The 25365-nt window shown below is 68.6% G+C and carries 17 protein-coding genes; 13 read left to right on the top strand and 4 right to left on the bottom strand.

Going from position 1 to position 25365, the window contains the following annotated elements:
* The first annotated feature begins 74 nt into the window (after nucleotides 1-74).
* Nucleotides 75-1559 carry an HNH endonuclease signature motif containing protein gene (locus CQ040_RS20970; protein ID WP_105526717.1) on the top strand — a complete coding sequence of 495 codons (1485 nt, stop codon included), beginning with the start codon at nucleotides 75-77 and terminating at the stop codon, nucleotides 1557-1559.
* Between the two features lie 299 nt (nucleotides 1560-1858).
* Here CQ040_RS20970 and CQ040_RS04945 read toward each other — a convergent pair whose 3' ends face one another.
* From CQ040_RS04945 to CQ040_RS04930, 4 genes are all read right to left on the bottom strand, one after another.
* Nucleotides 1859-2974 carry a sugar-binding protein gene (locus tag CQ040_RS04945; protein ID WP_105526718.1) on the bottom strand — a complete coding sequence of 372 codons (1116 nt, stop codon included), beginning with the start codon at nucleotides 2972-2974 and terminating at the stop codon, nucleotides 1859-1861.
* A 59-nt stretch (nucleotides 2975-3033) separates the two neighbouring features.
* Nucleotides 3034-4404: a multiple monosaccharide ABC transporter permease gene (gene mmsB, locus CQ040_RS04940; RefSeq protein WP_105526719.1), complete on the bottom strand. Its 1371-nt coding sequence runs from the start codon at nucleotides 4402-4404 to the stop codon at nucleotides 3034-3036.
* Nucleotides 4401-5921: a multiple monosaccharide ABC transporter ATP-binding protein gene (gene mmsA, locus CQ040_RS04935; RefSeq protein ID WP_308736901.1), complete on the bottom strand. Its 1521-nt coding sequence runs from the start codon at nucleotides 5919-5921 to the stop codon at nucleotides 4401-4403. The genes mmsB and mmsA overlap by 4 nt, the downstream gene beginning before the upstream one ends.
* Nucleotides 5922-6129: 208 nt before the next feature.
* Nucleotides 6130-7143, bottom strand: a complete 1014-nt coding sequence (locus CQ040_RS04930) for a LacI family DNA-binding transcriptional regulator (protein WP_028503962.1) — start codon at nucleotides 7141-7143, stop codon at nucleotides 6130-6132.
* A gap of 180 nt (nucleotides 7144-7323) precedes the next feature.
* Between CQ040_RS04930 and CQ040_RS04925 the strand changes: the two genes are divergently transcribed.
* From CQ040_RS04925 to CQ040_RS04870, 12 genes are all read left to right on the top strand, one after another.
* Nucleotides 7324-8808 (top strand): amidohydrolase family protein, encoded by a 1485-nt coding sequence (locus CQ040_RS04925; RefSeq protein WP_105526721.1) that lies wholly within the window; start codon nucleotides 7324-7326, stop codon nucleotides 8806-8808.
* A 156-nt stretch (nucleotides 8809-8964) separates the two neighbouring features.
* Nucleotides 8965-10353, top strand: a complete 1389-nt coding sequence (locus tag CQ040_RS04920; RefSeq protein ID WP_105526722.1) for a serine hydrolase — start codon at nucleotides 8965-8967, stop codon at nucleotides 10351-10353.
* Entirely contained in the window at nucleotides 10350-11267 is a 918-nt protein-coding gene (locus tag CQ040_RS04915) for a serine hydrolase (RefSeq protein ID WP_105526723.1), read from the top strand. Before CQ040_RS04920 ends, CQ040_RS04915 begins: the two co-directional genes overlap by 4 nt.
* Nucleotides 11268-11358: 91 nt before the next feature.
* Nucleotides 11359-12954: an ABC transporter substrate-binding protein gene (locus CQ040_RS04910; protein ID WP_105526724.1), complete on the top strand. Its 1596-nt coding sequence runs from the start codon at nucleotides 11359-11361 to the stop codon at nucleotides 12952-12954.
* Between the two features lie 21 nt (nucleotides 12955-12975).
* Nucleotides 12976-13974 carry an ABC transporter permease gene (locus CQ040_RS04905; protein WP_105526725.1) on the top strand — a complete coding sequence of 333 codons (999 nt, stop codon included), beginning with the start codon at nucleotides 12976-12978 and terminating at the stop codon, nucleotides 13972-13974.
* Between the two features lie 73 nt (nucleotides 13975-14047).
* Entirely contained in the window at nucleotides 14048-16006 is a 1959-nt protein-coding gene (locus tag CQ040_RS04900; protein ID WP_219844705.1) for a dipeptide/oligopeptide/nickel ABC transporter permease/ATP-binding protein, read from the top strand.
* Entirely contained in the window at nucleotides 16003-17046 is a 1044-nt protein-coding gene (locus CQ040_RS04895) for an ABC transporter ATP-binding protein (protein WP_105526727.1), read from the top strand. Before CQ040_RS04900 ends, CQ040_RS04895 begins: the two co-directional genes overlap by 4 nt.
* A gap of 19 nt (nucleotides 17047-17065) precedes the next feature.
* On the top strand, nucleotides 17066-20398 hold the full coding sequence (locus CQ040_RS04890; protein WP_105526728.1) for a serine hydrolase: 3333 nt from the start codon (nucleotides 17066-17068) through the stop codon (nucleotides 20396-20398).
* Nucleotides 20398-21531: a M20 family metallopeptidase gene (locus tag CQ040_RS04885; RefSeq protein ID WP_105526729.1), complete on the top strand. Its 1134-nt coding sequence runs from the start codon at nucleotides 20398-20400 to the stop codon at nucleotides 21529-21531. The genes CQ040_RS04890 and CQ040_RS04885 overlap by 1 nt, the downstream gene beginning before the upstream one ends.
* A complete protein-coding gene (locus CQ040_RS04880) occupies nucleotides 21528-22403 on the top strand; it encodes a GNAT family N-acetyltransferase (RefSeq protein WP_219844706.1) in 876 nt (291 codons plus the stop codon). The genes CQ040_RS04885 and CQ040_RS04880 overlap by 4 nt, the downstream gene beginning before the upstream one ends.
* Nucleotides 22400-23506 carry an o-succinylbenzoate synthase gene (gene menC, locus CQ040_RS04875; protein WP_105526731.1) on the top strand — a complete coding sequence of 369 codons (1107 nt, stop codon included), beginning with the start codon at nucleotides 22400-22402 and terminating at the stop codon, nucleotides 23504-23506. The genes CQ040_RS04880 and menC overlap by 4 nt, the downstream gene beginning before the upstream one ends.
* 124 nt (nucleotides 23507-23630) lie before the next feature.
* On the top strand, nucleotides 23631-25301 hold the full coding sequence (locus tag CQ040_RS04870; protein ID WP_181156761.1) for a helix-turn-helix domain-containing protein: 1671 nt from the start codon (nucleotides 23631-23633) through the stop codon (nucleotides 25299-25301).
* Nucleotides 25302-25365 lie beyond the last annotated feature (64 nt).

Genomic DNA, 25365 nt, shown 5'->3' with positions numbered 1-25365 from the left:
TTCGTTATCTGAGCCTTGACTCAGAGCCTTCGAATTCCCCTTCGAATGTCGGTGGCCTCTGATGGACTGAAGCCATGACCGCACTCCGCGACGCGACAGACTCCCAGATGGCGATGCTCGCCGATCTGGTTGCGTCGCTCGAAGCGGCCGAAGCGACGCTGAGCAGCATGCAGGCTGCTCGCGACGGCATGCTCGCGATGGCGGGCCGCCTCGCTGTCGACATCGCGCGCGAGTCCGCGCACCCCGACCATGGCGACATGGCCATCCGCACGGTGGCGGCCGAGATCGGCGCAGCGCAGCGGGTGAGCGACCGCACGATCGAGCGGCGCATGGCTGAGGCGTCGTGGCTGGTGGAACGTTTCCCCGCGGTCTGGGCGGCCCAGGGCGAAGGGCGCATCAGCGGCGCACATTCACGAGTGATCGTCGAAGCGGGCGCCCACCTCGACGACGCCGTCGATCGCCAGGCCTACGCGGCAGAAGCCGTGACGCTCGCCGAGTCCGAGTCTCCGAACCGGCTCCGACGACTCGCACGAAGGCTCGCCGAGCGGTTCCAGGAGCGCACGATCGCCGAACGACACCGCGACGCCCGCGAGAAGCGGCGCGTGTGGGTGAAAGACCTCGACGACGGTATGGCCGAGCTGGGCGCACGCGGCCCGGCCGCTCTCGTTCACGGCATGTTCGACCGGCTCTCCCAGATGGCGCATGCCGTGAAAGAGGAGAACGCCAGGGCTGCGAATGCCGCCGCGAGCGGCACCGATATCGACACCGACATCGCAGGAGAGCATTCCGTCGGCGAAGAGTATGTGGCAGACGAGCGCTCGGTCGACCAGCTGCGCGCAGATCTGCTCGCCGACCTCGTGCTCACCGGCGCACCGACCGGACACGACACGACCGAGGGGCTGCTCGGCGCGATCCACGCCCGTATCGAAGTGTCCGTGCCGGTGATGACGCTGATGCAAGACGATCAGGCGGGTCCGGAAGCGAACGACCTCGACCTCACCGGCCTCGGTGTCGGCGGTGGCCTCGATGTCGGCAACGGCCTCGGTGTCGGCGATGGCCTCGACCACAGACTTGACGGCGTCGATCCCCGGTTGACCGACCGCGACCTGCCTCCTGCTGAGCTCGACGGCACGACGCCGATCGACGCGAGAACAGCCCGCGCGCTGGCCGGCTCTGCGACGGGATGGGACCGCGTGTTCACGCATCCGATCTCCGGCGCGATGCTCGCCGTCGATCGATACCGTCCGAGCGAGCATCTGCGACGGCATCTTCGAGCGCGAGACCAACGCTGCAGGTTCCCGGGATGCGGAATCAGGGCGAGAAAGTGCGACCTCGACCACAATCACGCCGCTGCGAGCGGAGGACCGACCTCCGATACGAACCTCTCCGCGTTCTGCCGACGTCATCACATGCTCAAGCACAACTCCCCGTGGCATGTAGAGCAGCGGGCGGGCGGCGTCTTGGAATGGACGAGCCCGACCGGACGCGGTTACATCGACAGGCCACCGACCCAGAACACCGTCGTGTTCACCGACACGTCCGCTCCTTCACCGTTCTGACGATCCGACGAGCCTCGGGCGGCCTGACCATCCGACGAGCTGACGAGCTGACGAACCGACGAGACTCGGGCGGCCTGACGAGCTGGCGAGATTCCGACGCCCTGACGAGCCGACGGGACTCGGGCGGGCTGACGAGCTGGCGAGATTCCGACGTGACGAACCGACGAACCTACAATCCGACGAACAGACGCGACCCGGCGTCCGAAGGACTCGCACCTGGGTCCGGCGCACACACGCGAACGAGCCGCCCGGACCTGGAGGTCTGGACGGCTCGCTCGGTGCTGCGGGTACTGCTTCTGTTACTGGTACGACTTCACGATCTCGAGGAGGCTCGGGACGTTGGCGTAAGCCTCAGCCGCGTTCTCCTTCGTGACGATGATCGGGTCGAGCAGGTACGACGGGACGATCTTCTTGCCGTTGTCGTACTGCTCGGTGTCGTTGACATCGACCTCTTCGCCCTTCTGGAGCTGGCCGACCATCTTGATCGACTGCTCGACGAGGAGCGTGGTGTCCTTGTTGATCGTGGAGTACTGGATGCCCTCCATGATCGACTTGACCGACTCGACCTCGGAGTCCTGACCCGTGACGACCGGGACCGGCTTGCCTGCACCCTGCACCGAAGTGATGATGGCGCGGGCGAGGGTGTCGTTCGGGGACAGAACGCCGTCGAGCGTCTCCGAACCGTACGAGGAGGTGAGCAGCGAGTCCATACGGCGCTGCGCGTTCTCCGGCTTCCAGCCCTCGGTCGCGGTCTGCGCGATCTCGGTCTGGCCGGAGACGACCTTCAGCGTCCCGTCATCGATCTTCGGCTGGAGAACCTCCATCGCGCCGTTGAAGAACACCGGCGCGTTGGCGTCGTCCGGCGAGCCCGAGAACAGCTCGATGTTGTACGGCGCCTCGTGGCCTGCGCGCTCGGCGAGACCGTCGAGCAGCGCCTGCCCCTGCAGCTGGCCGACCTTGAAGTTGTCGAACGCGACGTAGTAGTCGACGGCCTCGGTGTTCTCGATCAGACGGTCGTACGCGATGACGGTGACGCCGGCGTCGCGGGCTGCCTCGACCTGCGTCGACAGCTGCTTGCCGTCCTTCGCACCGATGATGATGACCTTGGCGCCACCGGTGACCATCGCCTGGATCTGGTTCTGCTGCTCGGCGACCGTGTTGCTGGCCGGCGCATACTGCACGTCGGCCTTGAAGCCGGCCTTCTTCAGGCCGTCGGTGAACAGCTGACCGGCGAGAACCCAGTTCTCGGAGGTCTTGTCCGGAAGGGCGACGCCGATCGTGGCATCGGCGGCGAAGCCCTTGGCCTCGTCTCCCGATCCGGAACCGGTGTCACCGCCGCGCTCCGAGGAGCAGCCGGTGAGGGCGAAGGCGCCCGCGACGACAAGCGCTGTCGCCGACAGAAGAATCTTCTTCATGTGATCTCTTTCTCTGGTGTGTGAAGGTCCAGGCGCGTGTGCGGTGCGCGACTCGACCCCTACTTTCCGCGCGTCTCGTCGACGGCGGGGGCTTCGTACTTCTGGCTGGTGGGGTAATTGGCCTTCGGGTCGAAGGTCTCGAGTGCGGGGTCTTCCTTGCGACCGAACCGTCGCGTCAGGAACCCGATGATCGAGGGGCGGCCCTGCTGCTTGTTCCAGACGTCGACACCGACCGCGAACAGGAGCACGAGGCCCTTGATCATCGAGACCACGTCAGCGCCGGCGCCGAGCAGCGCGAGTCCGTTGTTGAGGAACGCCATCACGAGACCACCGATGATCGACCCGATCACGGTGCCGATGCCGCCCGAGACGGCGGCACCACCGATGAAGACCGAGGCGATGGCGTCGAGCTCCCAGCCGTTGCCGTCCTGCGGACCGGAGGCCGTGGCACGAGCCACGTAGATCATTCCAGCGAGCGAGGCGAGCACCGACATGTTCATCATGACGAAGAAGTCGACCCAGCGGTCCTTCACGCCCGACAGACGCGCCGCCTGGCGATTGCCACCGACGGCGTAGATGTGGCGGCCGAACACGGTGTTGTTCGTGATGAACGAGTAGAGGATGACGAGGGCGAGCAGGATGACGCCCGAGATCGGGAAGCTGGTGCCTTCACGCCCAGTCGCGAACAGCCACCCCGCGATGAGGATCACGGCCGAGATCAGCACGACCTTCGTGATGCTCACCCAGCGGGGCGCCATGTCCGAGCCCATCTTTGCCTGCGCGCGGCGGGTGCGGATCTCCGAGATGACGATCCACAGCACACCGATCAGGGCGAGGACCATCGTCAGCACGTTGAACGGCACGGGGATGAACGACAGCTCGGGCAGGTAGCCGGCGCCGATGACCTTGAACCCCTCCGGGATCGGGATCGACTGCGAGTCGCCGACCCACTGGTTCGCACCACGGAAGAAGAGCATGCCCGCCAGCGTCACGATGAATGCGGGCACCCCGACATAGGCGACCCAGAATCCTTGCCAGGCACCCACCAGCACGCCTACGCCGAGGCCGAGGAGGATAGCCAGCGGCCACGGCAGATCCCAGTCCGCCATCGCCTTGGCGACGACGATGCCGGTGAACGCCGCGACCGATCCGACCGACAGATCGATGTGCCCCATGATGATGACCATCACCATGCCGATCGCGAGGATCAGGATGTAGGAGTACTGGTTGACGACGTTGATCAGGTTGCCAGAGGAGAGCGTGAGTCCCTGACCTTTGAAGATCCAGGTCAGCACCTGGAAGACGACCAGGATCACGACGAGGCTGCCGAGGATGCCGAACTGGCGGAGGGTCGACTGGCCGCCGCCGAACATCTTCGTGATGTCCTTGAAGTGGAAGCCGCGCTTCGTGGCGGTGGTTTCGGTGGTCATGCGGATGCTTTCTGGGTCGCGGAGGTCATGCTGCGCATGAGGTCCTCAGGTGTCGCCTGATCGGCCGGGATGCAGTCGGTGACCCGACCTTCGAAGACGGTGTAGATGCGGTCGGAGATGCCGAGGAGTTCGGGCAGCTCGCTGGAGATGACGATGACGCCCTTGCCCTGCGACGCGAGCTGGTTGATGATCGCGTAGATCTCGTACTTGGCGCCGACATCGATACCGCGGGTGGGCTCGTCGAGGATCAGCAGGTCGGGGTCGGTGAACATCCACTTCGCCAGCACGACCTTCTGCTGGTTCCCACCGGAGAGCTTGCCGACGCCCTCTTCGACGGAAGGGGTCTTGATGCGGAGCGCCTTGCGGTACTCCTCGGCGACCGCGAACTCGGCACGCGAATCGACGACGCCGCGCTTGGCGATCTTGGAGAGCTTGGCCGCGACGACCGACCGCTTGATCGTGTCGAGCAGGTTGAGCCCCAGCACCTTGCGGTCCTCGCTGACGTACGCCAGCCCGTGCTTGATCGCCGATGCCACGTCGTACAGGGCGATCTCCTGACCGTCCTTGATCAGGGTGCCGGAGAGGAACGAGCCGTACGACCGGCCGAAGATGCTCATCGCGAACTCGGTGCGCCCTGCCCCCATGAGGCCGGCGATACCGACGACCTCGCCGCGGCGCACATTGATGCTCGATCCCTTGACGACCATGCGCTCGGCAACGGTCGGATGCTGCACCCACCAGTCCTTGACCTCGAAGAACACCTCGCCGATCTCGGGCGTGCGATCCGGGTACCGGCTCTCGAGCGAGCGGCCGACCATCCCGCGGATGATGCGGTCTTCGTTGATCTCGCCACGGGAGATGTCGAGCGTCTCGACGGTGCGACCGTCACGGATGATCGTGATCTCGTCGGCGATCTGCTCGATCTCGTTGAGCTTGTGGCTGATCATGATCGACGCGATGCCCTTGGCCTTGAGCCCGAGGATCAGGTCGAGCAGGTGCTGCGAGTCGTTCTCGTTGAGAGCTGCGGTCGGCTCGTCGAGGATCAGCAGCTTGACGTCCTTGTTGAGCGCCTTCGCGATCTCGATCAGCTGCTGCTTGCCGACGCCGAGGGTCTTGATCTGCGCGTCGGGGTCTTCACTCAGCCCGACCCGGGCGAGGAGCTCGATCGTCCGCTCCTTCTGCGCCTGCCAGTCGATGCGGCCGAGGTGCTGGATCTCGTTGCCGAGGAAGATGTTCTCGGTGACGGAGAGCTCCGGGATCAGCGCCAGCTCCTGGTGGATGATCGCGATGCCGGCCTGCTCGCTGGCGACGATGTCCTTGAAGCGCTGCTCTTCCCCGTAGAGCAGGATCTCTCCGTCGTAGGTGCCGTACGGGTACACCCCGGACAGGACCTTCATCAGAGTCGACTTCCCGGCACCGTTCTCGCCGCAGATCGCGTGGATCTCCCCGGCGCGGACGGTGATCGAGACGTCGGCGAGTGCCTTGACCCCTGGGAACTCTTTGGTGATGCTGCGCATCTCCAAGATGGGGCCTGACACGGTAGGCAACGTTGCTGTGGTGCTCACGGATCTTTCCTCGCGACGTGCGGTCACCTTCGATGTGACCGTTCACATTGGATTACATCGTCCACTCACGGCGATCCTCTGTCAAGTCCGCGCGCCGATTTCGTGTCGTTACCGTGATGCATCCGAGCGAAAATGCTGGGAGCGGTCCCGTCGCGAAGCGCTATCTCGACGCGGCGGACTCGCGCGCACGCACGATGGTCTGCAGCGGACCGAACTCCGGCAGCTGCTCTCCGCGGATCTGCGCGAGGAGGATGCGCACAGCACGTCGCCCGAGCTCGGGGAAGTCCTGGTGCACGGTGCTGAGCGTCGGTGCGACGTGGGCGGCGACCGGGATGTCATCGAACCCGATGACGCTCACGTCGTGTGGGACCCGCAACCCGGAGTCGCGGAAGCCGTGCAGCAGCCCGATCGCCATCAGGTCGTTCGCGGCGAAGACCGCCGTGAAGTCCCGCCGGAGCGACAGCTCCTTGCCCGCGAAATAGCCGAAGTCCGCCGTCCAATCGCCACGGATGGGCGGGAACGTCGGCAGGTCGGCCTCGCGCAGGCCGTCGAGATATCCGCGCATTCGCGACTCCGCCTCGATCCAATCCTGAGGCCCGGCCAGATGCAGGATATCGCTGTGACCGAGCGAGATCAGATGCTCCGTGGCCGCCCTGGCACCCGCCACCTGGTCGGCCGACAGGCTCACTCCGTCCGAACCCGATGCCGTCTGCAGGGTCACGAAGGGCATATCGACGGACATGCCGCGAAGCACGTGGAATACCCGCACCTGCGGGGCGAGCACGACGATCCCGTCGACCTGCTCGCGCGACAGCTGGCGCACTGCATTGCCGATGGCTTCCGGCGTCGTATCGGCGAGGTTCAGGGTCGAGACGGAGTATCCCTCTTCACGCGCGGCATCCTCGATGCCGGCGATGGAAGAGGTCGGACCGAACTCCCCGATCGTCGCGGACAGGATCCCCAGCATGTTGGACTTGCTGGTGACCAGAGCGCGGGCGGCGAGGTTCGGCCGGTAGTCGAGCACCGAGATCGCATCGAGGACCTTGGCCTTCGTCTCGGGCCTGATGCTCGGGTGATCGTTGAGCACTCGGGACACGGTCTGATGCGAGACCCCGGCGAGTCGCGCGACGTCGCGGATACTCGGCAACCGCGCACGCTCGGAGGCGGTGGACATCACTTGCCTCCTTGCGTGTGCACGGTCACATCCCCACTACATTATGTCTGTCGCGGCTGCTGCGTGCACCTCTCTGCGATCGGGTCCTCCCAGATCGGGTTGTGCGTCGGCACCGGAACGACCGCCTGGTTTCGTCCGACGGCACCGGAACGGGCCCGTCCTGCATGGCATGGTGACAGCGTGGACACTCTGCTGCGCGGCGGGCGCGTCATCGACCCGAAGACCGAAACCGACCGGATCACCGACCTCCTGATCGCGGACGGACGCGTGGCCGCCCTCGGCGACGGACTCACGGCACCGACCGATGCCGAGGTCGTCGACGTCTCCGGCCTGATCGTCGGACCGGGCTTCGTCGACCTGCACAGCCACGTGCACTCGATGGCGGGGCAGCGGCTGCAGGCGATGGACGGTGTCACCACCGCGCTCGATCTCGAAGCAGGGCTGATGCCGATCGCCGAGGCGCTCGCGCGGGCCGCTGCCGACGGGCGACCGCTGAACTACGGCTTCTCCGCCTCCTGGTCGCAGGCACGGGCGTACGCCCACCTCGACCGGGTACCCGTCGCCGACTTCACGGCGTCGATGGACCTGCTCGGCAAGCCGGACTGGCAACGGGCTTCCTCCCCCACCGAACGCCGACGTTGGCTGGGCCTGCTCGAAGACGAGCTCGGTGCCGGCGCACTCGGGATCGGCGTGCTCATGGGCTACGCACCGCGCTCCGATCCGGACGAGTATCTCGACCTCTCCCGCCTGGCCGCCGCCGCGCACGCCCCGACCTTCACGCACGTGCGCGAACTGATCGAGGCCGACCCGCGCACCCCGATCGACGGGTCTGAGGAGCTGGTCCGCGCCGCAGCCGAGACCGGAGCCGCGATGCACCACTGCCACGTCAACAGCACCTCGCTGCGCCACGTCGACCGTGTGCTGGCCCTCCTCGACCGCAGCCGTGCCGCCGGCTCGCGCGTCACCGTCGAGGCGTACCCCTACGGCGCGGGCAGTACCGCGATCGGGGCCTTCTTCCTCGCCCCCGAGAAGCTCGCAGGTCTCGGCATCACACCGAGCTCTCTCGTGCTCGTCGACACCGGCGAGCGCATCGCCGACGAGGCGAGACTGCGTGAAGTGCGCGCGATCGATCCGGGGGCGACCTGCATCGTGACGTTCCTGGACGAGGCCGACCCCTTCGACCGCGCGCATCTGCACCGAGCCCTCGCCTACCCCGACTCGATCGTCGCGAGCGATGCGATGCCGATCTCCTGGACGGGCAGCGACGGACGCCCGGTGTACGAGCAGCGCGAGTGGCCGCTCCCCGCGGGCGGGCACACCCACCCGCGCACGGCAGGGACCTTCGCGAAGTCGCTGCGCCTGATGGTCCTCGAGAGCGCTACCTGGAGCTGGCTCGAGGCGTTCCGCCGCTGCTCCTTCCTGCCTGCACGCGTGCTCGACGAGGTCTCATCCGGTATGCGGAGCAAGGGCCATCTGACGGTCGGAGCGGATGCCGACATCGTGGTCATCGACCCGGCGACACTCACCGACCGTGCCACCTATTCCGACCCGACTCGTCCCTCGCGAGGTGTCCGCCAGCTGTATGTGCACGGTGCTCCCGTCGTGCGTGGCGGAGAGATCGTGACCGATGCTCTGCCTGGGCGCCCCGTGCGCGGAGACGCCTGACCAGGAACCCGCCGGAGCGGGATCCTTCGTCCGGACGAACCAACGTCTGCGCAAGTCTCGTCGTCGGGCACCAACGAGTCGACGGAGCACGCGAATAGTCTCGGCCCCATCGCCGTCGCCCCGAAGACGACGGCCACTCGACGAAGAGGAGCGCACGTGTCCGACCTGAACGAAATCGGCAGCTGGGTGCGGGAGAACCTTCCCACGATGCTGGCCGACGCGCATATCCCTGCAGCATCCGTCGCGATCCTGGCCGGTGGCGAGATCTTCACCACCGCCGCCGGGATCCTCAATCGCAACACCGGCGTCGAAGCCGACGAGGACTCGGTCTTCCAGATCGGCTCGATCACGAAGACCTGGACGGCGACGCTCATCATGCAGCTCGTAGATGAGGGCCTGCTCGACCTCGACGCCCCGGTGCGCGACACCGTCCCCGCGTTCGCGATCGGCGACGACGCAGCCGCGAGCGCGATCACCGCTCGACAGCTGCTGAGCCACGTGAGCGGGTTCGAGGGCGACCTGTTCAACGACACCGGCGTGGGCGACGACGCCGTGGAGAAGTACCTCGCCACGATCGCCGATGCCCCGCAGCTCTTCACCCCCGGCGAGCGCTTCTCGTACAACAACGCCGCATTCGTCGTGCTCGGTCGCATCGTCGAAGTGCTGCGCGGCACCTCGTACGACCAGGCGCTGCGCACGCACCTCGCCAGTCCTCTGGGGCTCACGCACGTGGCGACCACGGCCTCCGAGGCGATCATGTTCCGGGCAGCCCTCGGGCACATCCCCGCCGAGGGCAGCGACGAGCCGGTCCCCGCGCCCGTCTGGAGCCTCGTGCGCTCGAACGCCCCTGCCGGGTCGATGCTCGCCATGACGGCGCACGACCTCGTGAGCTACGCCCGCATGCACCTCGACGGCGGCGTCGCCCCCGACGGGACCCGCATCCTGTCCGAGAAGAGCGTCCGCGCGATGCAGGAGCGTCAGGTCGATCTCCCCGAGCTCGGCATCATGGGCGATGCGTGGGGTCTCGGCTGGGAGATCTTCGACTGGGACGGCGGACCCGTGATCGGCCACGACGGCGGCACGATCGGCCAGAACGCGTTCCTGCGCATGGTCCCGTCCGCAGGCATCGCCGTCGCGATCCTCACGAACGGCGGGCGGACCGTCGACGCGTACCACGCGATCACCGCGAAGGTGCTCGCCGCTCTCGCCGGGGTCACGGTGCCCGCGTTGCCGGCGATCCCGGAGTCGCCCGTCGCGGTCGACGTGGAGCGGATCCTCGGCAGCTACTCCTCGTCGGTGTCGGACTCGACGGTCCGGATCGACGACGACGGTCGTATCTGGCTCGAGCGCACCATGAAGGGCATCTTCGCCGAGCTCGGCCCGGCGCCGGAGCCCGTCGAACTCGTCGGCTGGGAGGGAGACACCCTCGTCCCCCGTGAACCGCAGAACGGCATGCACATGCCGCACGCGTTCGTGGGCGACGACGGCTCGGGGCGTGCTCTGTACCTTCACACCGGACGCGCCGACCGTCGGGTCGGCGCATGACCGTGGCCACGGCGACCACGTCGGACATCGGACAGGACATCGCCGAGATCTTCGCGGATGCCGGGGCCACGGGTTTCCTGCACGCGCGGCAGATCGGTGTCGTCGACGGCCCCGAGGTGAACGCGGGTGCCAACGAGCCGGTGGTGCTCGCGTCGGTCTTCAAGATCCTGGTGCTCACCGCCTTCGTCCGAGCCGTCGCCGCCGGTGACCTCGACCCGACGGAGCGCACCACCGTGACGGCCCGCTACCGCATCGGCGGTGTGGGCACAGCCGGCTTCGCAGACGATGTCGAGGCGAGCTGGCGTGATCTCGCGCTGAACATGATGACGATGAGCGACAACGCAGCCACCGACGTGATCTATCACCGCCTCGGCGCCGACGCCGTGAACCGGGTCGTCAGCGATCTGGGTCTTCAGAAGACGCGTCTCATCGGATGCTGCGAAGACCTCTTCGCCACCGTGGTCGCCGACCTCGGCGGTGATGCCGACAGCGATCTGGACGAACTGCTCGAAGGCGCGACCGCTGAGCAGATCCTCGCGCTCGACGTGGTGCATCCGCTCAAGACCTCGCACTCCACCCCGCGTGACGTGGCGACACTGTTGAACGCACTGTGGACCGACACCGCGGCACCGGCAGAAGCCTGCCGCCAGGCACGAGACACCATGGCTCTGCAGATCTGGCCGCATCGGCTGACCTCCGGGTTCCCCGGCGAGGTCAGCCTCGCGGCGAAGACCGGCACACTGCCCACCTGGCGCAACGAGGCCGGCGTCGTGACCTATCCCGACGGCCGCCAGTACGCGGTGGCGGTGTTCACCCGCGCCGGATCGCTCGCCGACCGGCAGCCGCTCGTCGACGCCTCGATCGGCCGTGCGGCCTTCGCCGCCGTCGAGCACCTGCGCGCACAGACCGTCTGACCCGCACCATCCCCTGCACCATCCCCTGCACCATCCCCTGCACCATCCCGCAATCACCCTGCACCATCCCGAACACTGCTGGAGGCTTCTGATGCGTTCTCGTACCCCGCTGATCGCGCTGCTCGGCGCTGCGGCGCTCGCCCTGACATCCTGCGCCGCCGGCGCCTCTCCCGGCGGAGGTGACAGCACCGACGGAGTTCTCGCCGACGGCAAGACCTTCACCTCGGTGATCTCGACCGATCCGGGAAGCCTGGATCCGTTCGTCACCGTGATGTCGGTCGCCCGCTCGATCGACCGGTTCCTCTACGCCCGCCTGGTCGAGGTGATGGAGGACGGCAGCATCACCTCCGGCCTCGCCGAGTCGTGGGAGGCCGACACCACGACCGCGACCTTCACGCTCCGGGACGGTCTCAGCTGTGAAGACGGCACGCCGCTGACCGCGACCGACGTGGCCGCGAACATCACCCACATCGGCGACCCCGCCAACGCGTCACCCCTCATCGGCCTGCAGGTGCAGCCGGGGACCGCGGCAGTCGGCGACGATGAGGCCGGCACCGTCACCGTCACCAGCGGGCGCCCCGACTCGTTCCTGATCGAGAACATCGGCAGCATCTCGATCGTGTGCGGCACGGTGATCGACGACCCCGACGCCCTCGCGAAGGGCGAAGGATCGACGGGCATGTTCACGATGACCGAGATCGCGCCCAACAGCCAGTACACCCTCACGCGACGGGACGACTTCGCCTGGGGCCCGGGCGACTGGGACCCGAAGCAGAAGGGCCTGCCCGACAGCGTGGTCTTCCGCGTGGTCCCGAACGAGACCACCGCCACGAACCTGCTTCTCTCCGGCGAGGTCAACGCGGCCACGGTGATCGGCCCCGACAGTGCACGCGTCGAGGACGCGGGGCTCTTCCACACGTCGATGGAGACCCCGGGCGGATCCTTCACCTTCAACCAGGCGGAAGGACGGCCCACGGCCGACCAGGCCGTGCGCGACGCCCTGATGGAGGCCCTCGACCTCGACCAGATGCGTCAGGTCATCGGCAGCGGCAAGGCCACCGTGCCGACGGGGCTCGTCACCGTATCCCCCAACCCGTGCCGTGCCGACACCGTCTCGGGGCACCTCCCCGAGCTCGACGTCGACGCGGCGGCCGCAGCCCTCGACGATGCCGGCTGGACGGCTGGATCCGACGGGGTGCGTTCGAAGGAAGGCAAGACTCTCACCCTCCGGATGATCTACTCCTCGCAGCTCGGAGACGCCGGCAACGCCGCGGCCGAACTCGCCCAGGCCGCCTGGAAGGACCTCGGTGTCGACATCAGCGTCACCGCCGTCGATTCGCCGACCCTCAGCGAAGTGCTCTTCTCGACGGGCGACTGGGACATCTCCGCCGCGCCGCTGACGGTCTCGCTGCCGAGCATGCTCGTGCCGTTCTACTCCGGACCGACCCCGCCCAACGGCACCAACTTCGCCTCCATCGACAACCCCGACTACACGGAGGCCGTCACCACCGCATCCACCAAGGCCGGCAGCGAGGGCTGCGACGACTGGGCCGCCGCCGAGGAGGCACTGTTCGAGACGACCAGCGTGGTGCCGTACGCGAACATCTCCCGGATGACCTTCGCGACCAAGGCGACCTTCACCGAGGGCGACGGCATCGACCCCACGTCGATCCGCATGTACGAGTAGACCGAAGACCGGAGACAGCCGATGGCCAGCACCACCGCCACGCAGGCGATACTGATCAGATCCGCACGGTCGGACAACCCCTGGGTTTCCTTCCTGGTCCGTCGCGGAGGGCAGTTCGTCCTCTCGGTGTGGGTGCTGGTCACGGCTGCCTTCCTCATGATCCATCTCGTGCCGGGCGACCCGGTGCGCGCAGCCCTCGGGCTGAACGCCCCGGCAGAGCTCGTCGAGGCCAGGCGCGCGGCGCTCGGCCTGGACCAGCCGCTCATCGTGCAGTACTTCCGCTACATCGGCGGGCTGTTCACCGGCGATATGGGCACCTCGATGATCACCAGCCAGCCGGTGTCCGAGATCATCGCCACCCGACTCCCCGCGACTCTGCAGCTCGCCCTGCTCGCGGTCGTGCTGGTGCTGCTGGTGGCCGTCCCCCTCGGGGTGACCATGGCCGTCGCCACTCGCGGCGGCCGACGACGCGGCCTCGAGCTGGCGTTCGCCACCGGGTCGGTGATCCTGGCCGCCATCCCCGAGTTCCTCCTCGCCGTCGGCCTCGTCTACGTGTTCGCCGTCTCGCTCGGGTGGTTCCCGGTGGCAGGCAACACCGCCCCGCTCTCGCTCGTCCTCCCCGTGCTCGCACTCGCGGTCGGACCGATCGCCGTGTTCTCGCGCATCATCCGGGTCGAGGTGCTCTCGGTGCTCGGCCAGGACTTCATCCGCACCGCACGCGCCAAGCGACTCGCCCCGCACCGCATCTACTCGCGCCACGCGCTGCCGAACGCCATGACCGCGACGCTGACCCTGACCGGACTCCTCCTCACGGGCATGGTCGCCGGCACCGTGCTGGTCGAGAACGTCTTCGCCTGGCCGGGCCTGGGCACCATGATCGTGCAGTCGATCCTCACCAAGGACTACTCGGTCGTGCAGGGCATCGTGCTCGTCTACGGCGTCGGCGTGCTCGTCGTGAACCTCGTGATCGACGTGATCCTCGCGCTCCTCGATCCTCGCTCCACCATCAGGGAGGCATGATGTCGGCACGCACGGCATGGTCAGGTATCGACGCCATCTCCCCGAGCCCGCGATCCACCATCAGGGAGGCATGATGTCGGCACGCACGGCATGGTCAGGCATCGTCCGGTCGCCACTGGGGATCACCGCGCTCGCGTTGGTGCTGCTGGTCGCTCTCGGCGCGATCTTCGCCCCGATCATCTGGGGCGCCCAGGCGGAGCAGGTCAACCCCGCCGAGATCACCCAGGGACCCAGCGCCGCGCACCTCCTCGGCACCGACACTCTGGGACGCGACGTGCTCGCCCGTGTGCTGGTCGCCACCCGGCTCTCCGTGGTGCTCGCAGTGATCGCCGTGGTCATCGGCGTCGTCGCCGGAACCCTGCTCGGCACCGCGCCGTCGGTGCTCCCCCGCTGGGTCGGGCGCCCGATCGTCGGCTTCGTCAACATCGCGGTCGCCTTCCCCGGCCTCCTGCTTGCCCTGTTCTTCGCGGTGATCTTCGGGGTCGGCTCCACGGGCGCCGTGCTCGCGATCGGCTTCGCGATGGCTCCGCAGTTCGCCCGGCTCACCCAGACCCTGTCGGCGGCGATCGCGGGCCGCGACTTCATCTCCGCCGCACAGGTCGCAGGCGTCTCGCGCTTCCGCATCCTGATCCGGCACATCCTGCCGAACATCGGCGAGCCGCTCATCGTGAACGCGACTGTCGCGGCGGGCTCAGCACTGCTCGCCTTCGCGGGCCTGTCCTTCCTGGGCCTGGGCGTGCAGGTACCCGAATACGACTGGGGTCGCCTGCTCGGCGAGGGCTTGAACCGCATCTACCTGAACCCCGGGGCAGCCCTCGGACCAGCCGTGGCCGTCGTGATCGCCGGACTCGCATTCAACCTCCTCGGCGAGACCGCGGCCGCAGCCCTCGGCGGACGATCGGCCCGTCCCAGCCATCGCCTCCCCGCCATCGCGCTCCCCGGCGCAGCCAAGCCCGCGCAGGTCGACGGTGAAGAAGTGGTGCTCCTCGTCGACGACCTGCGCGTCTCCTTCCCCACCCCCTCCGGCTGGGTCACCCCGGTGCGCGGCGTCTCGTTCACCGTCTCGCGCGGCGAGGCGATCGGCGTCGTCGGCGAATCCGGATCGGGCAAGAGCCTCACCGCCCTCGCCGCCGCCCGGCTCATCGAACGCCCCGGCCACGTCGACGCCGCCCAGCTGGACTTCTGCGGCACCCCGCTGCTGACCACGTCGGACCGCGCGGTACGGAGCCTCCTCGGCACCTCGCTCGCGATGGTGTTCCAAGACCCGATGACCTCGTTCAACCCCACCAGGCGGATCGGGTCGCAGCTCGCCGAAGCCGCGTCCGAGCACCAGGACATCACGAAGAAGCAGGCCATGGACCGGGCGATCGAACGCCTGCAGTCGGTGCGGGTGCCTGCAGCCGCACGACGTGCCCACCAGTACCCGCACGAGTTCTCCGGCGGCATGCGGCAGCGGGCGATGATCGCCATGGGGCTCATGAACCACCCGCGCCTGATCATCGCCGACGAACCCACCACCGCACTCGATGTGACCGTGCAGCGCCAGGTCCTGCAGCTCCTCGCCGGAGTGCGGCGAGACACCGACGCCGCGATCCTGCTGATCAGCCATGACATCGCCGTGGTCGCGCAGACCTGCGACCGGGTGCTCGTGATGTACGCGGGCCGCATCGTGGAGGACCTGCCGGCGGCGACGCTGCACACCGACGCGCGGCACCCGTACACCCGGGCCCTGCTCGAGGTCGTGCCAGAGCTCGACGCCGACCGCAACGAGCCGCTCAAGATGATCCCCGGTCGTCCACCCGCACCAGGCGCCTTCCCGGTCGGCTGCGCATTCGCCGCACGCTGCCCGCTCGCCACCGACCTCTGCCGCGAGAGCGACCCCGAGCTCGAGGCGGATTCCGAAGGGCACAGGGTCGCCTGCTGGCATCCGATCAGCGGCGAGGCACCGGTGCCGGTGACGATCGCCACGGCTGCTGATCAGACGGTTGCCGATGAGACGGCCGCAGAAGAGGAAGAGACGGTGCTGCGATGAGCGAACTGCGTTTCGAGCAGGTCAGCGTGCGCTACGGCACGCATCGGGCAGGTCTCACCGCCGTCGACGATGTCTCCCTCGTCGTCCCGTCCGGATCGGTCGTCGGACTCGTCGGCGAGTCAGGGTCGGGCAAATCGACGCTCGCCCGCGCGGCGATCGGCCTCGCCCCGATCAGCGAGGGCTCGATCACGCTCGACGGCGTGGACGTGCGCAGCTTCCGCCGTCGCCGTCCGATCCAGATGGTGTTCCAGGATCCCTTCTCCTCGCTCGACCCGCGCATGACGATCGGCGAGTCGATCGCCGAGGCCCTCCCCCGCGACATCCGCGGCGCAGCGGCCCGACGCGCCGAGGTGGCCCGTCTGCTCGACCTCGTCAGCCTCGACGCCGACCGCGCGCAGGCGCTCCCGTCCGCGCTCTCGGGCGGACAGCGTCAGCGCATCGCCCTGGCCAGAGCGCTCGCCGCCCGACCCGAGGTCGTGATCGCCGACGAGATCACCTCGGCGCTCGACGTCTCCGTGCAGGGCTCGGTGCTCAACCTCGTGCGGGAACTGCGTGGCGAGCTCGACCTCACGATGCTGTTCATCTCGCACAACCTCTCGGTCGTGCGGTATCTGAGCGATCACGTCGCGGTGATGTACCTCGGGCGCATCGTCGAGTTCGGGCCCACCGAACAGGTGCTCGCCGACCCGCAGCACCCGTACACGCGAGATCTGCTCCAGGCCGCGCCCACCCGGCACGGGAACCTGCTGGCGGTCGACCCGCTCGCACCCGTCGATGTCGAGCCCGCCGATCCGCACGCGCCGCCCAGCGGATGCCGCTTCCACCCGCGCTGCCCGATCGGTCCGGCCGCACGACCCGACCGCCAGATCTGCGTGATCGCGGCCCCTCCACTGCCCTCGGGTACGGCGGGTGCGGCCTGTCATTTCGCCGGGACGCATGCCGACGCCCCACTCGGAACTGTGCCCACCTCCCAAAGCTTCCCCCTGGTTTCGGCCGCGACCACAACACGGTCACCGCTCTCAGCGGACACAGTGAACTGACCATCCGATTGGAGCTCTCATGAACCGCGTCACCGTCGACGAACTGCTCTCCGTCCGCACGCCCGAGCAGCCGACGCTGTCTCCGGACGGCACCCGCATCGCCTTCGTGCTGCGGACGACCGACCGCGACGGCGACCGCGAAACGCGCGCACTGTGGCAGGTGCCGACGGCCGGCGGAGCCCCCGCTGCCTTGACCCACGCGACCGCGGACTCGACCCCGGTGTGGAGCCCCGACGGTTCGCAGCTCGCGTTCCTGCGGGCTCAAGACGGCCCGGCCCAGATCTGGGTGCTCCCGGCAGCCGGCGGCGAGGCGCGCGGGCTCACGACTCTTCCGCTCGGCGCGGGAGCACCGGCCTGGAGCCCCGACGGCACTCGCATCGCCTTCACCGCCCCGGTCGACAGCGCAGCCCTCCCCGGCGAGGGCACCGACACGATCCTCGCTCGCCGCTCGGCGCCGACAGCCACCGATCGCCTCGGCTACAAGGCCGACGGCGCCGGGAACCTGGGCACCCTCGTGCAGCAGCTGCACGTGCTCGATGTCTCCTCCGGTAAAGCCACAGCGCTCACCCACGGACGCTCCCATGCCTCCGACCCGTTCTGGTCGCCCGACGGCACGCTCCTCGCCTACTCCACGAGCACCGACGACGACGCTGATCTGACGATGCGGATCCCGGTGTTCGTGCGCTCCTCGACCGACCCGAACAGCGAGGCCGTGCGGGTCAGCGCCGCAGACGTGCAGGCGACGGCCGTGGGCTGGACTCCGGACGGACGCCATGTCGTCGCAGCCGGACGCACCGACACCGAGGTCGGCAACGCCGGTCTCCTGCTGTTCCCGATAGACGGCGGTGAGTCGCTGGACCTCACGGGCGAGCTCGACCGCAACGTCATGCCCGGAGGCCCCGGCTACCCGGGCGGGATGCCGCAGTTCACGGACAGCGGGGACATCGTGTTCTGCCTGCGCGACAACGGGTACTCCCACGTGTACCGCGTCTCGCAGGACGGTACGGGCGCCGTTTCGCTCGTCGACGGCACCGCGAACGTCTCCGGACTGTCGGTTGCCGCCTCTTCCGCCGCGATCGTGCTCGCCACCCCGGAGTCGTTCGGCGACATCGCACTCGTGGACCTCGCCGACGGGACGACGCGGGTGCTCACCGAGTACGGCGCCCCCGACTTCGACCTCGTCCCCGCCGAGGAACACCGCTTCACGATCTCTGACGGCACTGTCGTCACAGGGTGGCTGCGACGCGATCCCGATGCCATCGGTCCTCTGCCGCTGCTGCTGGACATCCACGGCGGTCCGCACAACTCGTGGAACGGCGCCGCCGACCTCATCCACCCCTATCACCAGGTGCTCGCGCGTCGCGGGTGGGCGATCCTCACCCTCAACCCCCGTGGCAGCGACGGCTACGGCGACGCGTTCTTCTCCGCCGTGTCCGGCGGCTGGGGTGTCAACGACGTGAACGACTTCCTCGAGCCGATCGACCAGCTCGTGGCCGAGGGCATCGCCGACCCGACACGGCTGACCGTCACCGGCTACAGCTACGGCGGCTTCATGACCTGCTTCCTCACATCGCGCGACGACCGCTTCTCCGCGGCTGTGGGCGGAGGCGTGGTCACCGACCTCTTCTCCATGGGCGGCACTTCCGACTTCGGCCACTACCTCTCGGCGAAGGAGAACGGCGGTCTGCCGTGGCGCGACGAGGAGCGCATCTCGGCGCAGTCGCCGTTCACTCAGGTCGATCAGGTCGACACGCCGACGCTCATCCTGCAGGGTGCGGCCGACGATCGCTGCCCCGTCGGCCAGGCCGAGCAGTGGTTCACCGCACTGCGCGAGCGCGGGGTGCCGACGCGCCTCGTGCTCTACCCCGGCGGTTCGCACCTGTTCCTGCTCTCCGGCCCGCCCTCGCACCGTGCCGACTACTCGCAGCGCGTGATCGACTGGGTGGAGCAGTACGCACCGCCTGCCGGCAAGCCCGTGCGCGCGCGCCTCGACGCCCGGCATTGGCAGCAGCGGCTCAGTGCTCTGGCCGAAGCCCATAAGGTTCCGGGTGCGACGCTGGGCATCCTCCGTCTCGGCGAAGAACCCGTATATGCGCATCACGGCATACTCAACGTGCGCACCGGCATCCAGACGACGGACGACTCGGTGTTCCAGATCGGCTCGATGGGCAAGGTGTGGACCGCGTCCGTGGTGATGCGGCTCGTCGATGAGGGGAAGCTCGACCTCGACGCCCCGATCGTCGACTACCTGCCGGAGTTCTCCTCCTCCGACCCCGAGGTCACCCGCACCGTGACGATGCGCCACCTGCTCAGCCACACCAGCGGGATCGACGGCGATGTCTTCACCGACACCGGCCGTGGCGACGACACGCTCGAGAAGTACGTCGCCCTGCTCGACGGCGTCGCCCAGAACCACCCGCTGGGTGCGACCATGTCGTACTGCAATTCGGGATTCGTGCTCGCCGGACGAGTGATCGAGAAGATCACCGGCACCAGCTGGGACCAGGCGATGCGCGATCAGCTCTTCACCCCGCTCGGGCTCACGCATTCCTGCACCCTCCCGGAGGAGGCGATCATGTTCCGGGCCGCGAGCGGTCACACCGAGGTCGGCGACGACGGCCCGACCCTCGCGCCTGCGTGGATGCTCCCGCGCTCGATGGGGCCGGCCGGTCTCATCAACTCGACGACCGCCGATGTGCTCGCCTTCGCCAGGATGCACCTGACCGGCGGGCTCGCCGCCGACGGCACCCGGGTGCTCTCCGAAGCCAGCGTGCGACGGATGCAGCAGCACGAGGTCGACGTGCCCGACCCGTACTCGATCGGCGACAGCTGGGGCATCGGTTGGATCCTCTTCGACTGGGAGGGACGCAAGCTCATCGGCCACGACGGCAACACGATCGGACAGTCGTCGTTCCTGCGCATCCTCCTCGATGAGGGCGTGGCGGTCACGCTGCTCTCCAACGGCGGCAACACCCGTGACCTGTACGACGCGCTGTTCGGGGAGATCTTCGCCGAGGTCGCCGACCTGCAGATCCCCGCCGGTCTCGTTCCGCCGGAAGAGCCCTTCGCCGATGACTTCTCGGAGTTCGAGGGCGTCTACGATCGGGCGGGCGTGCGCACCGAGATCTTCCGCGACGACGACGGACTGCGCATGCGCACGACGCTCAACGGACCCCTCGCGGCCCTCCTCCCCGACCCGGTGCAGGAGCATCCGCTGGTGCCTGTCCGCGCCGGCGAGTTCGTGATGCGCACGGAGGGCGAGCAGGCCTGGCACGCCGTGGTGTTCTACTCCCTGCCCAGTGGCGAGCGCTATCTGCACCACGGTGTCCGCGCGGCACCGAAGGTGTCGTGATGACCGTGCAGGCGGATGTCGACCTCGACCTGGTCCTCGCCGACATCGAGACCCTCGTCTCCTGCGAGTCGCCGTCCGACGACCTCGACGCGGTCGCCCGGAGCGCCGACGTCGTCGCAAGCCTCGGCGAACGGCTGTTGGGTGTCGCGCCCGAGCGCATCGTGATCGACGGGCGCACGCACCTGCGTTGGCGGTTCGGCGAGCCCGCCGTGTTGCTCCTCGGGCACCACGACACCGTCTGGCCGCTCGGCTCGCTGCAGCGGCTGCCGTTCCGCATCGAAGACGGTGTGCTCCGTGGCCCCGGATGCTTCGACATGAAGACCGGCGTCGTGATGGCCCTGCACGCCGTGGCGGCGCTGCCCGATCGCACCGGCGTCAGCATCCTGATCACGGGCGACGAGGAGCTCGGCTCCCCCAGCTCGCGCGCGTTGATCGAGCAGGAGGCGCTCGGCTGCGCCGCGACTTTCGTGCTCGAGGCCTCGGCCGACGGCGGAGCTGTGAAGATCGCGCGCAAGGGCGTGTCGCTCTACCGGGTGCATGTCTCCGGCCGGGCGGCTCACGCCGGGCTCGAACCGGAACGCGGGGTGAACGCCGCGATCGAGACGGCCCACCTTCTCCTCGCGATCGCCGAGCTCGGTGACGCGTCGGCGGGCACGAGCGTGACCCCGACGCTCGTGCGGGCCGGCAGCACCACGAACACGGTGCCGGCAGCGGCGGAGTTCGCGGTCGATGTCCGCGTGCGCACCATCGCGGAGCAGGACAGGGTCGACGCGGCTCTCCGCGCGATCCCGGCCACGCTCCCCGGCGCGTCCGTGCGCGTGGAGGGCGGCGCGAATCGTCTGCCGATGGAGCCCGACGCCTCGGCGGAGCTCTTCGCAGCGGCCGTGACGATCGCCGAGACCGCCGGACTGGCGCCGTTCGCAGGCGTCGCGGTGGGCGGAGCCTCCGACGGCAACTTCACCGCCGGAATCGGCGTGCCGACCCTCGACGGCTTGGGTGCGGTGGGCGGCGGCGCGCACGCCGACGACGAGCACGTGGTCGTCGCGATGATCCCCGAGCGCATCCTGCTGCTGCAGGGACTGATCTCCTCGGCGCTGGCCGGTCGAGAAGCGCCGGCCGGAGGAAGGGCATGAGCATGACGGATGCCGCAGCTTTCAGCGCCTCACCCCAGGAGGCCGCCGATGCGGCGAGCGCTGCCGCATCGATGGCGGGGGTGGAGATCCGACTGCTCGAGGATGTGGGCGACTTCGCCAGGGTCGCCGACCTGTTCCAGAGCATCTGGACCAAGGAGGGCGAGAACTCGCCCGTGAACGTCGAGACGCTGCGTGCGCTGTCGAAGGCCGGCAGCTACGTGGGCGGGGCGTTCGAGGACGACGAGCTGGTCGGCGCCTGCTTCGGGTTCTTCGCTGCCCCTGATCAGCGCGCCCTGCACAGTCACATCGCCGGCGTCTCCTCACGGATGCGCGGGCGCAGCGTCGGCTTCGCCCTGAAGGTGCATCAGCGCGCCTGGGCGATGGAGGAGGGGCTCGACGAGATCTCCTGGACGTTCGATCCGCTCATCAGCCGGAACGCGCACTTCAACCTCGTGAAGCTGGCCGCGACGCCGACGTCGTACCACCGCAACTTCTACGGACACATGGCCGATGCCCTCAACGGGGCCGACGACACCGATCGGATGCTGGTCACCTGGTACGTGCGCGATCCCCGGGTCGTGGCCGCCTGTCACGGGGAGCCGGCCGTCGCGGGCGAAGACATCGCCGCTGCCGAGCCGCTGCTCAGCGTGGGCGAGGATCTCGGGCCCCTCCGGCATCGCACCGACGCGCGCCTCGTGCGGGTGGCGCTGCCGCGCGACATCGAGACCCTGCGCCTCACCGAGCCCGCACGGGCGACCGCGTGGCGTCTGGCGCTGCGCGAGACGCTCGGATCATCGCTGGAGGGTGGCGGGCGTGTGCTCTCCTTCGACCGCTCCGGCGCGTACACCATCGACAGAGGAGATCAGGGATGAAGCTCACCGGATTCGAGCTACGTGTGATCGAGATGCCGCTGGTGTCGCCGTTTCGGACATCGTTCGGCGTGCAGACCGTGCGTGAGGCACTGGTGGTCAGGGCGGTCACCGACGAGGCGGAGGGCTGGGGCGAGGGCGTCGCGATGAACGACCCGCTGTACTCCTCCGAGTACGTCGAGGCGAGTGTCGATGTGATCACCCGATTCCTGCTGCCGGCGCTCGCGCAGGTGAAAGACCTGGATGCCGGTGGAGTCGCCCCCGCGCTCGCGAAGTTCAAGGGGCACCGGATGTCGAAGGCCGCCGTCGAGCTGGCGATCCTCGACGCCGAGCTGCGGGCCGCCGGGGTGCCGCTCTCGCGCGAACTCGGAGCCGTGCGCGACCGGGTCGACTGCGGTGTCTCGGTCGGCATCATGGACTCCATCCCCGAACTGCTCGATGCTGTGGGCGGCTACCTCGACGAGGGGTACGTGCGCATCAAGCTGAAGATCGAGCCGGGTTGGGACATCGACCCCGTGCGCGCGGTGCGCGAGCGCTTCGGCGACGACGTGCTGCTGCAGGTCGACGCGAACACCGCCTACCACCGCGGTGATGCCCGACACCTCGCCAAGCTCGACCCGTTCGACCTGCTGCTGATCGAGCAGCCCCTCGACGAGGAGGATCTGCTCGGTCACGCCCAGCTCGCCAAGGCCATCACCACCCCGGTGTGCCTCGACGAGTCGATCGTCTCGGCCCGTGCCGCCGCGGATGCCATCGCGCTCGGGGCATGCTCGATCGTGAACATCAAGCCCGGCCGGGTCGGCGGCTACCTCGAAGCGCGCCGCATCCACGATGTGTGCGTGGCCAACGACATCCCGGTGTGGTGCGGCGGGATGCTGGAGACCGGGATCGGCCGCGCGGCGAACGTCGCTCTCGCAGCTCTCCCGGGATTCACGCTCCCCGGCGACACCTCGGGGTCCGGTCGCTACTACGCGCGCGACATCACCGAGCCGTTCGTCGTCGAGGACGGCACGCTCACTGTTCCCACGGGCCCCGGGATCGGCGTCACGCCCGACCCGGACGCGCTGGATGCCGTGACCGTGCGCACTGAGTGGATCACCTTCTGAGCGGGGACTGACCTCCCTCGTGGGGCACGATGATCCTGTCGAGATCGACCAAGAGTCGATACGATTTCGTCGTGCCCCACAGTTCCCCCACCGGCGGTCGCCCCCTAGCCTGGGCCCTGTGCTCATGTCAGTGACGACCAGGCCCCGCGCCAGCCTCGGCCGAGTCATCGAAGACCTCGGCAACACCCTGCTCGAGGTCGTGAGCGGTGCGGTCGACGACGACGCCGAGATCGAGACGGTCGTCATCCACGACGTCCTCGACGACGCGATGCCGATGCGTGGCGCCCTTGTGCTTGGCGTCGGACTGAGCGATCCCGACGAGATCGCAGACCTGCTGCGGACCCTCGCCGCCCAGCACGCCTCAGCCCTCGTGCTGCGCGCTCCGGTGCGGGCGGAACAGCCGGTCCGCGAAGCCGCCGAAGCCACCGGCATCCCGGTCCTCGCCCTCACCCGAGGGGCTTCGTGGGCGCAGCTGGCGGCGATGCTGCGGTCGCTCATCGCCGAGGGCGACGTCGGAGATCAAGCGGCCACGACGCTGGGTGGCATGCCCTCCGGTGACCTCTTCGCCCTCGCGAACGCGATCGCCACCCTGCTGAACGCCCCGGTCACGATCGAGGACCGCAATTCGCGGGTCGTCGCCTTCTCGGGGCGCCAGCACGAAGCCGACCCCGCGCGCATCGAGACCGTGCTCGGACGGCAGGTGCCGGAGCGGTTCGCCCGGCAGCTCGAAGAGCGAGGCGTCTTCCAGGAGCTGTACCGCAGCGAGGATCCGATCGACGTCGGTCCGGTGCTCAACACCGAAGGCCTCCCCTCCTTCCCCCGCGTCGCGCTGGCGGTGCGCGCAGGCGATGAGATCCTCGGGTCGATCTGGGCCGCGGTGCAGGAGCCGCTCTCCCCCGATCGCGTGCGGGCGCTCAAAGACTCCGCCGGCCTCGTGGCCCTGCACATGCTGCGCCTGCGAGCGGGTGCCGACGTCGAGCGCCGACTGCGTGCCGACCTGCTCGCCACGATCCTCGAGGGAGGACCGGGTGCTGCGGATGCCACGGCGCGACTGCGTCTGAGCGATCACCGCTGCGTGGTGCTCGCACTTTCCGCCGCGGAGGAGGCCGACGACGAGCCCTCAGCCGGAGCCCGCGGAGTGGCCGAGCGGCAGCGGATCGCCGACGCCTTCGCCGTGCACCTGGGAGCTGTGTACCTCCGCTCGGCCGTGGCCGTCATCGGCAACGTCGTGTACGCGGTCGTCGGCATCCGCCCTGAGCAGGGTGATGCCGACACCGACGTCGAACGCAGCGATGCGGACAGCCGCGCCGCACGCGTGGCGACCGACTTCCTCGGACGCCTCGGGTCGACCAGTGAGATCCGCATCGGCGTCGGCACCGTGGCGGATGACACGGCCGTCATCCCGTCATCGCGCGCGAACGCCGACCGGGCACTCCGGGTGGTCCGCCAGGCGTCGTCGCGCGAACCCGTCGCACGGTTCACCGCCGTGCAGATGGAGGCGCTGCTGGTCGAGCTCGGCGACCTCGTCCGGGCCCGTGGCGATCAGCCCACCGGTCCTGTCGCGCAGCTGTTGGCGCAGGACAGGGAGAAGGGCACGCATCTGGTGGAGACGCTGCGGGCCTGGCTCGACGCCTTCGGTGATGTCGCGGTGGCTGCGGCACGGGTCTACACGCACCCCAACACGTTCCGATACCGGCTGCGCCGACTGTCGGAGATCAGCGGACTCGATCTGACCGATCCGGAAGCCCGGTTCTCGGCCATGGTTCAGTTGCGCCTGCTCGTTCCCCACGACTGAAGCGCGGACGATACTGACATCAGGGGATTGTGCCTGCCCCGCCCCCCTTGCTCGAAGAGGCTGC

The organism is Microbacterium sp. MYb54, assembly GCF_002979515.1.
Classification (GTDB): domain Bacteria; phylum Actinomycetota; class Actinomycetes; order Actinomycetales; family Microbacteriaceae; genus Microbacterium.
Note: the sequence above shows the minus strand (reverse complement) of the source record. Positions and strands in the feature narration are given on the sequence as shown.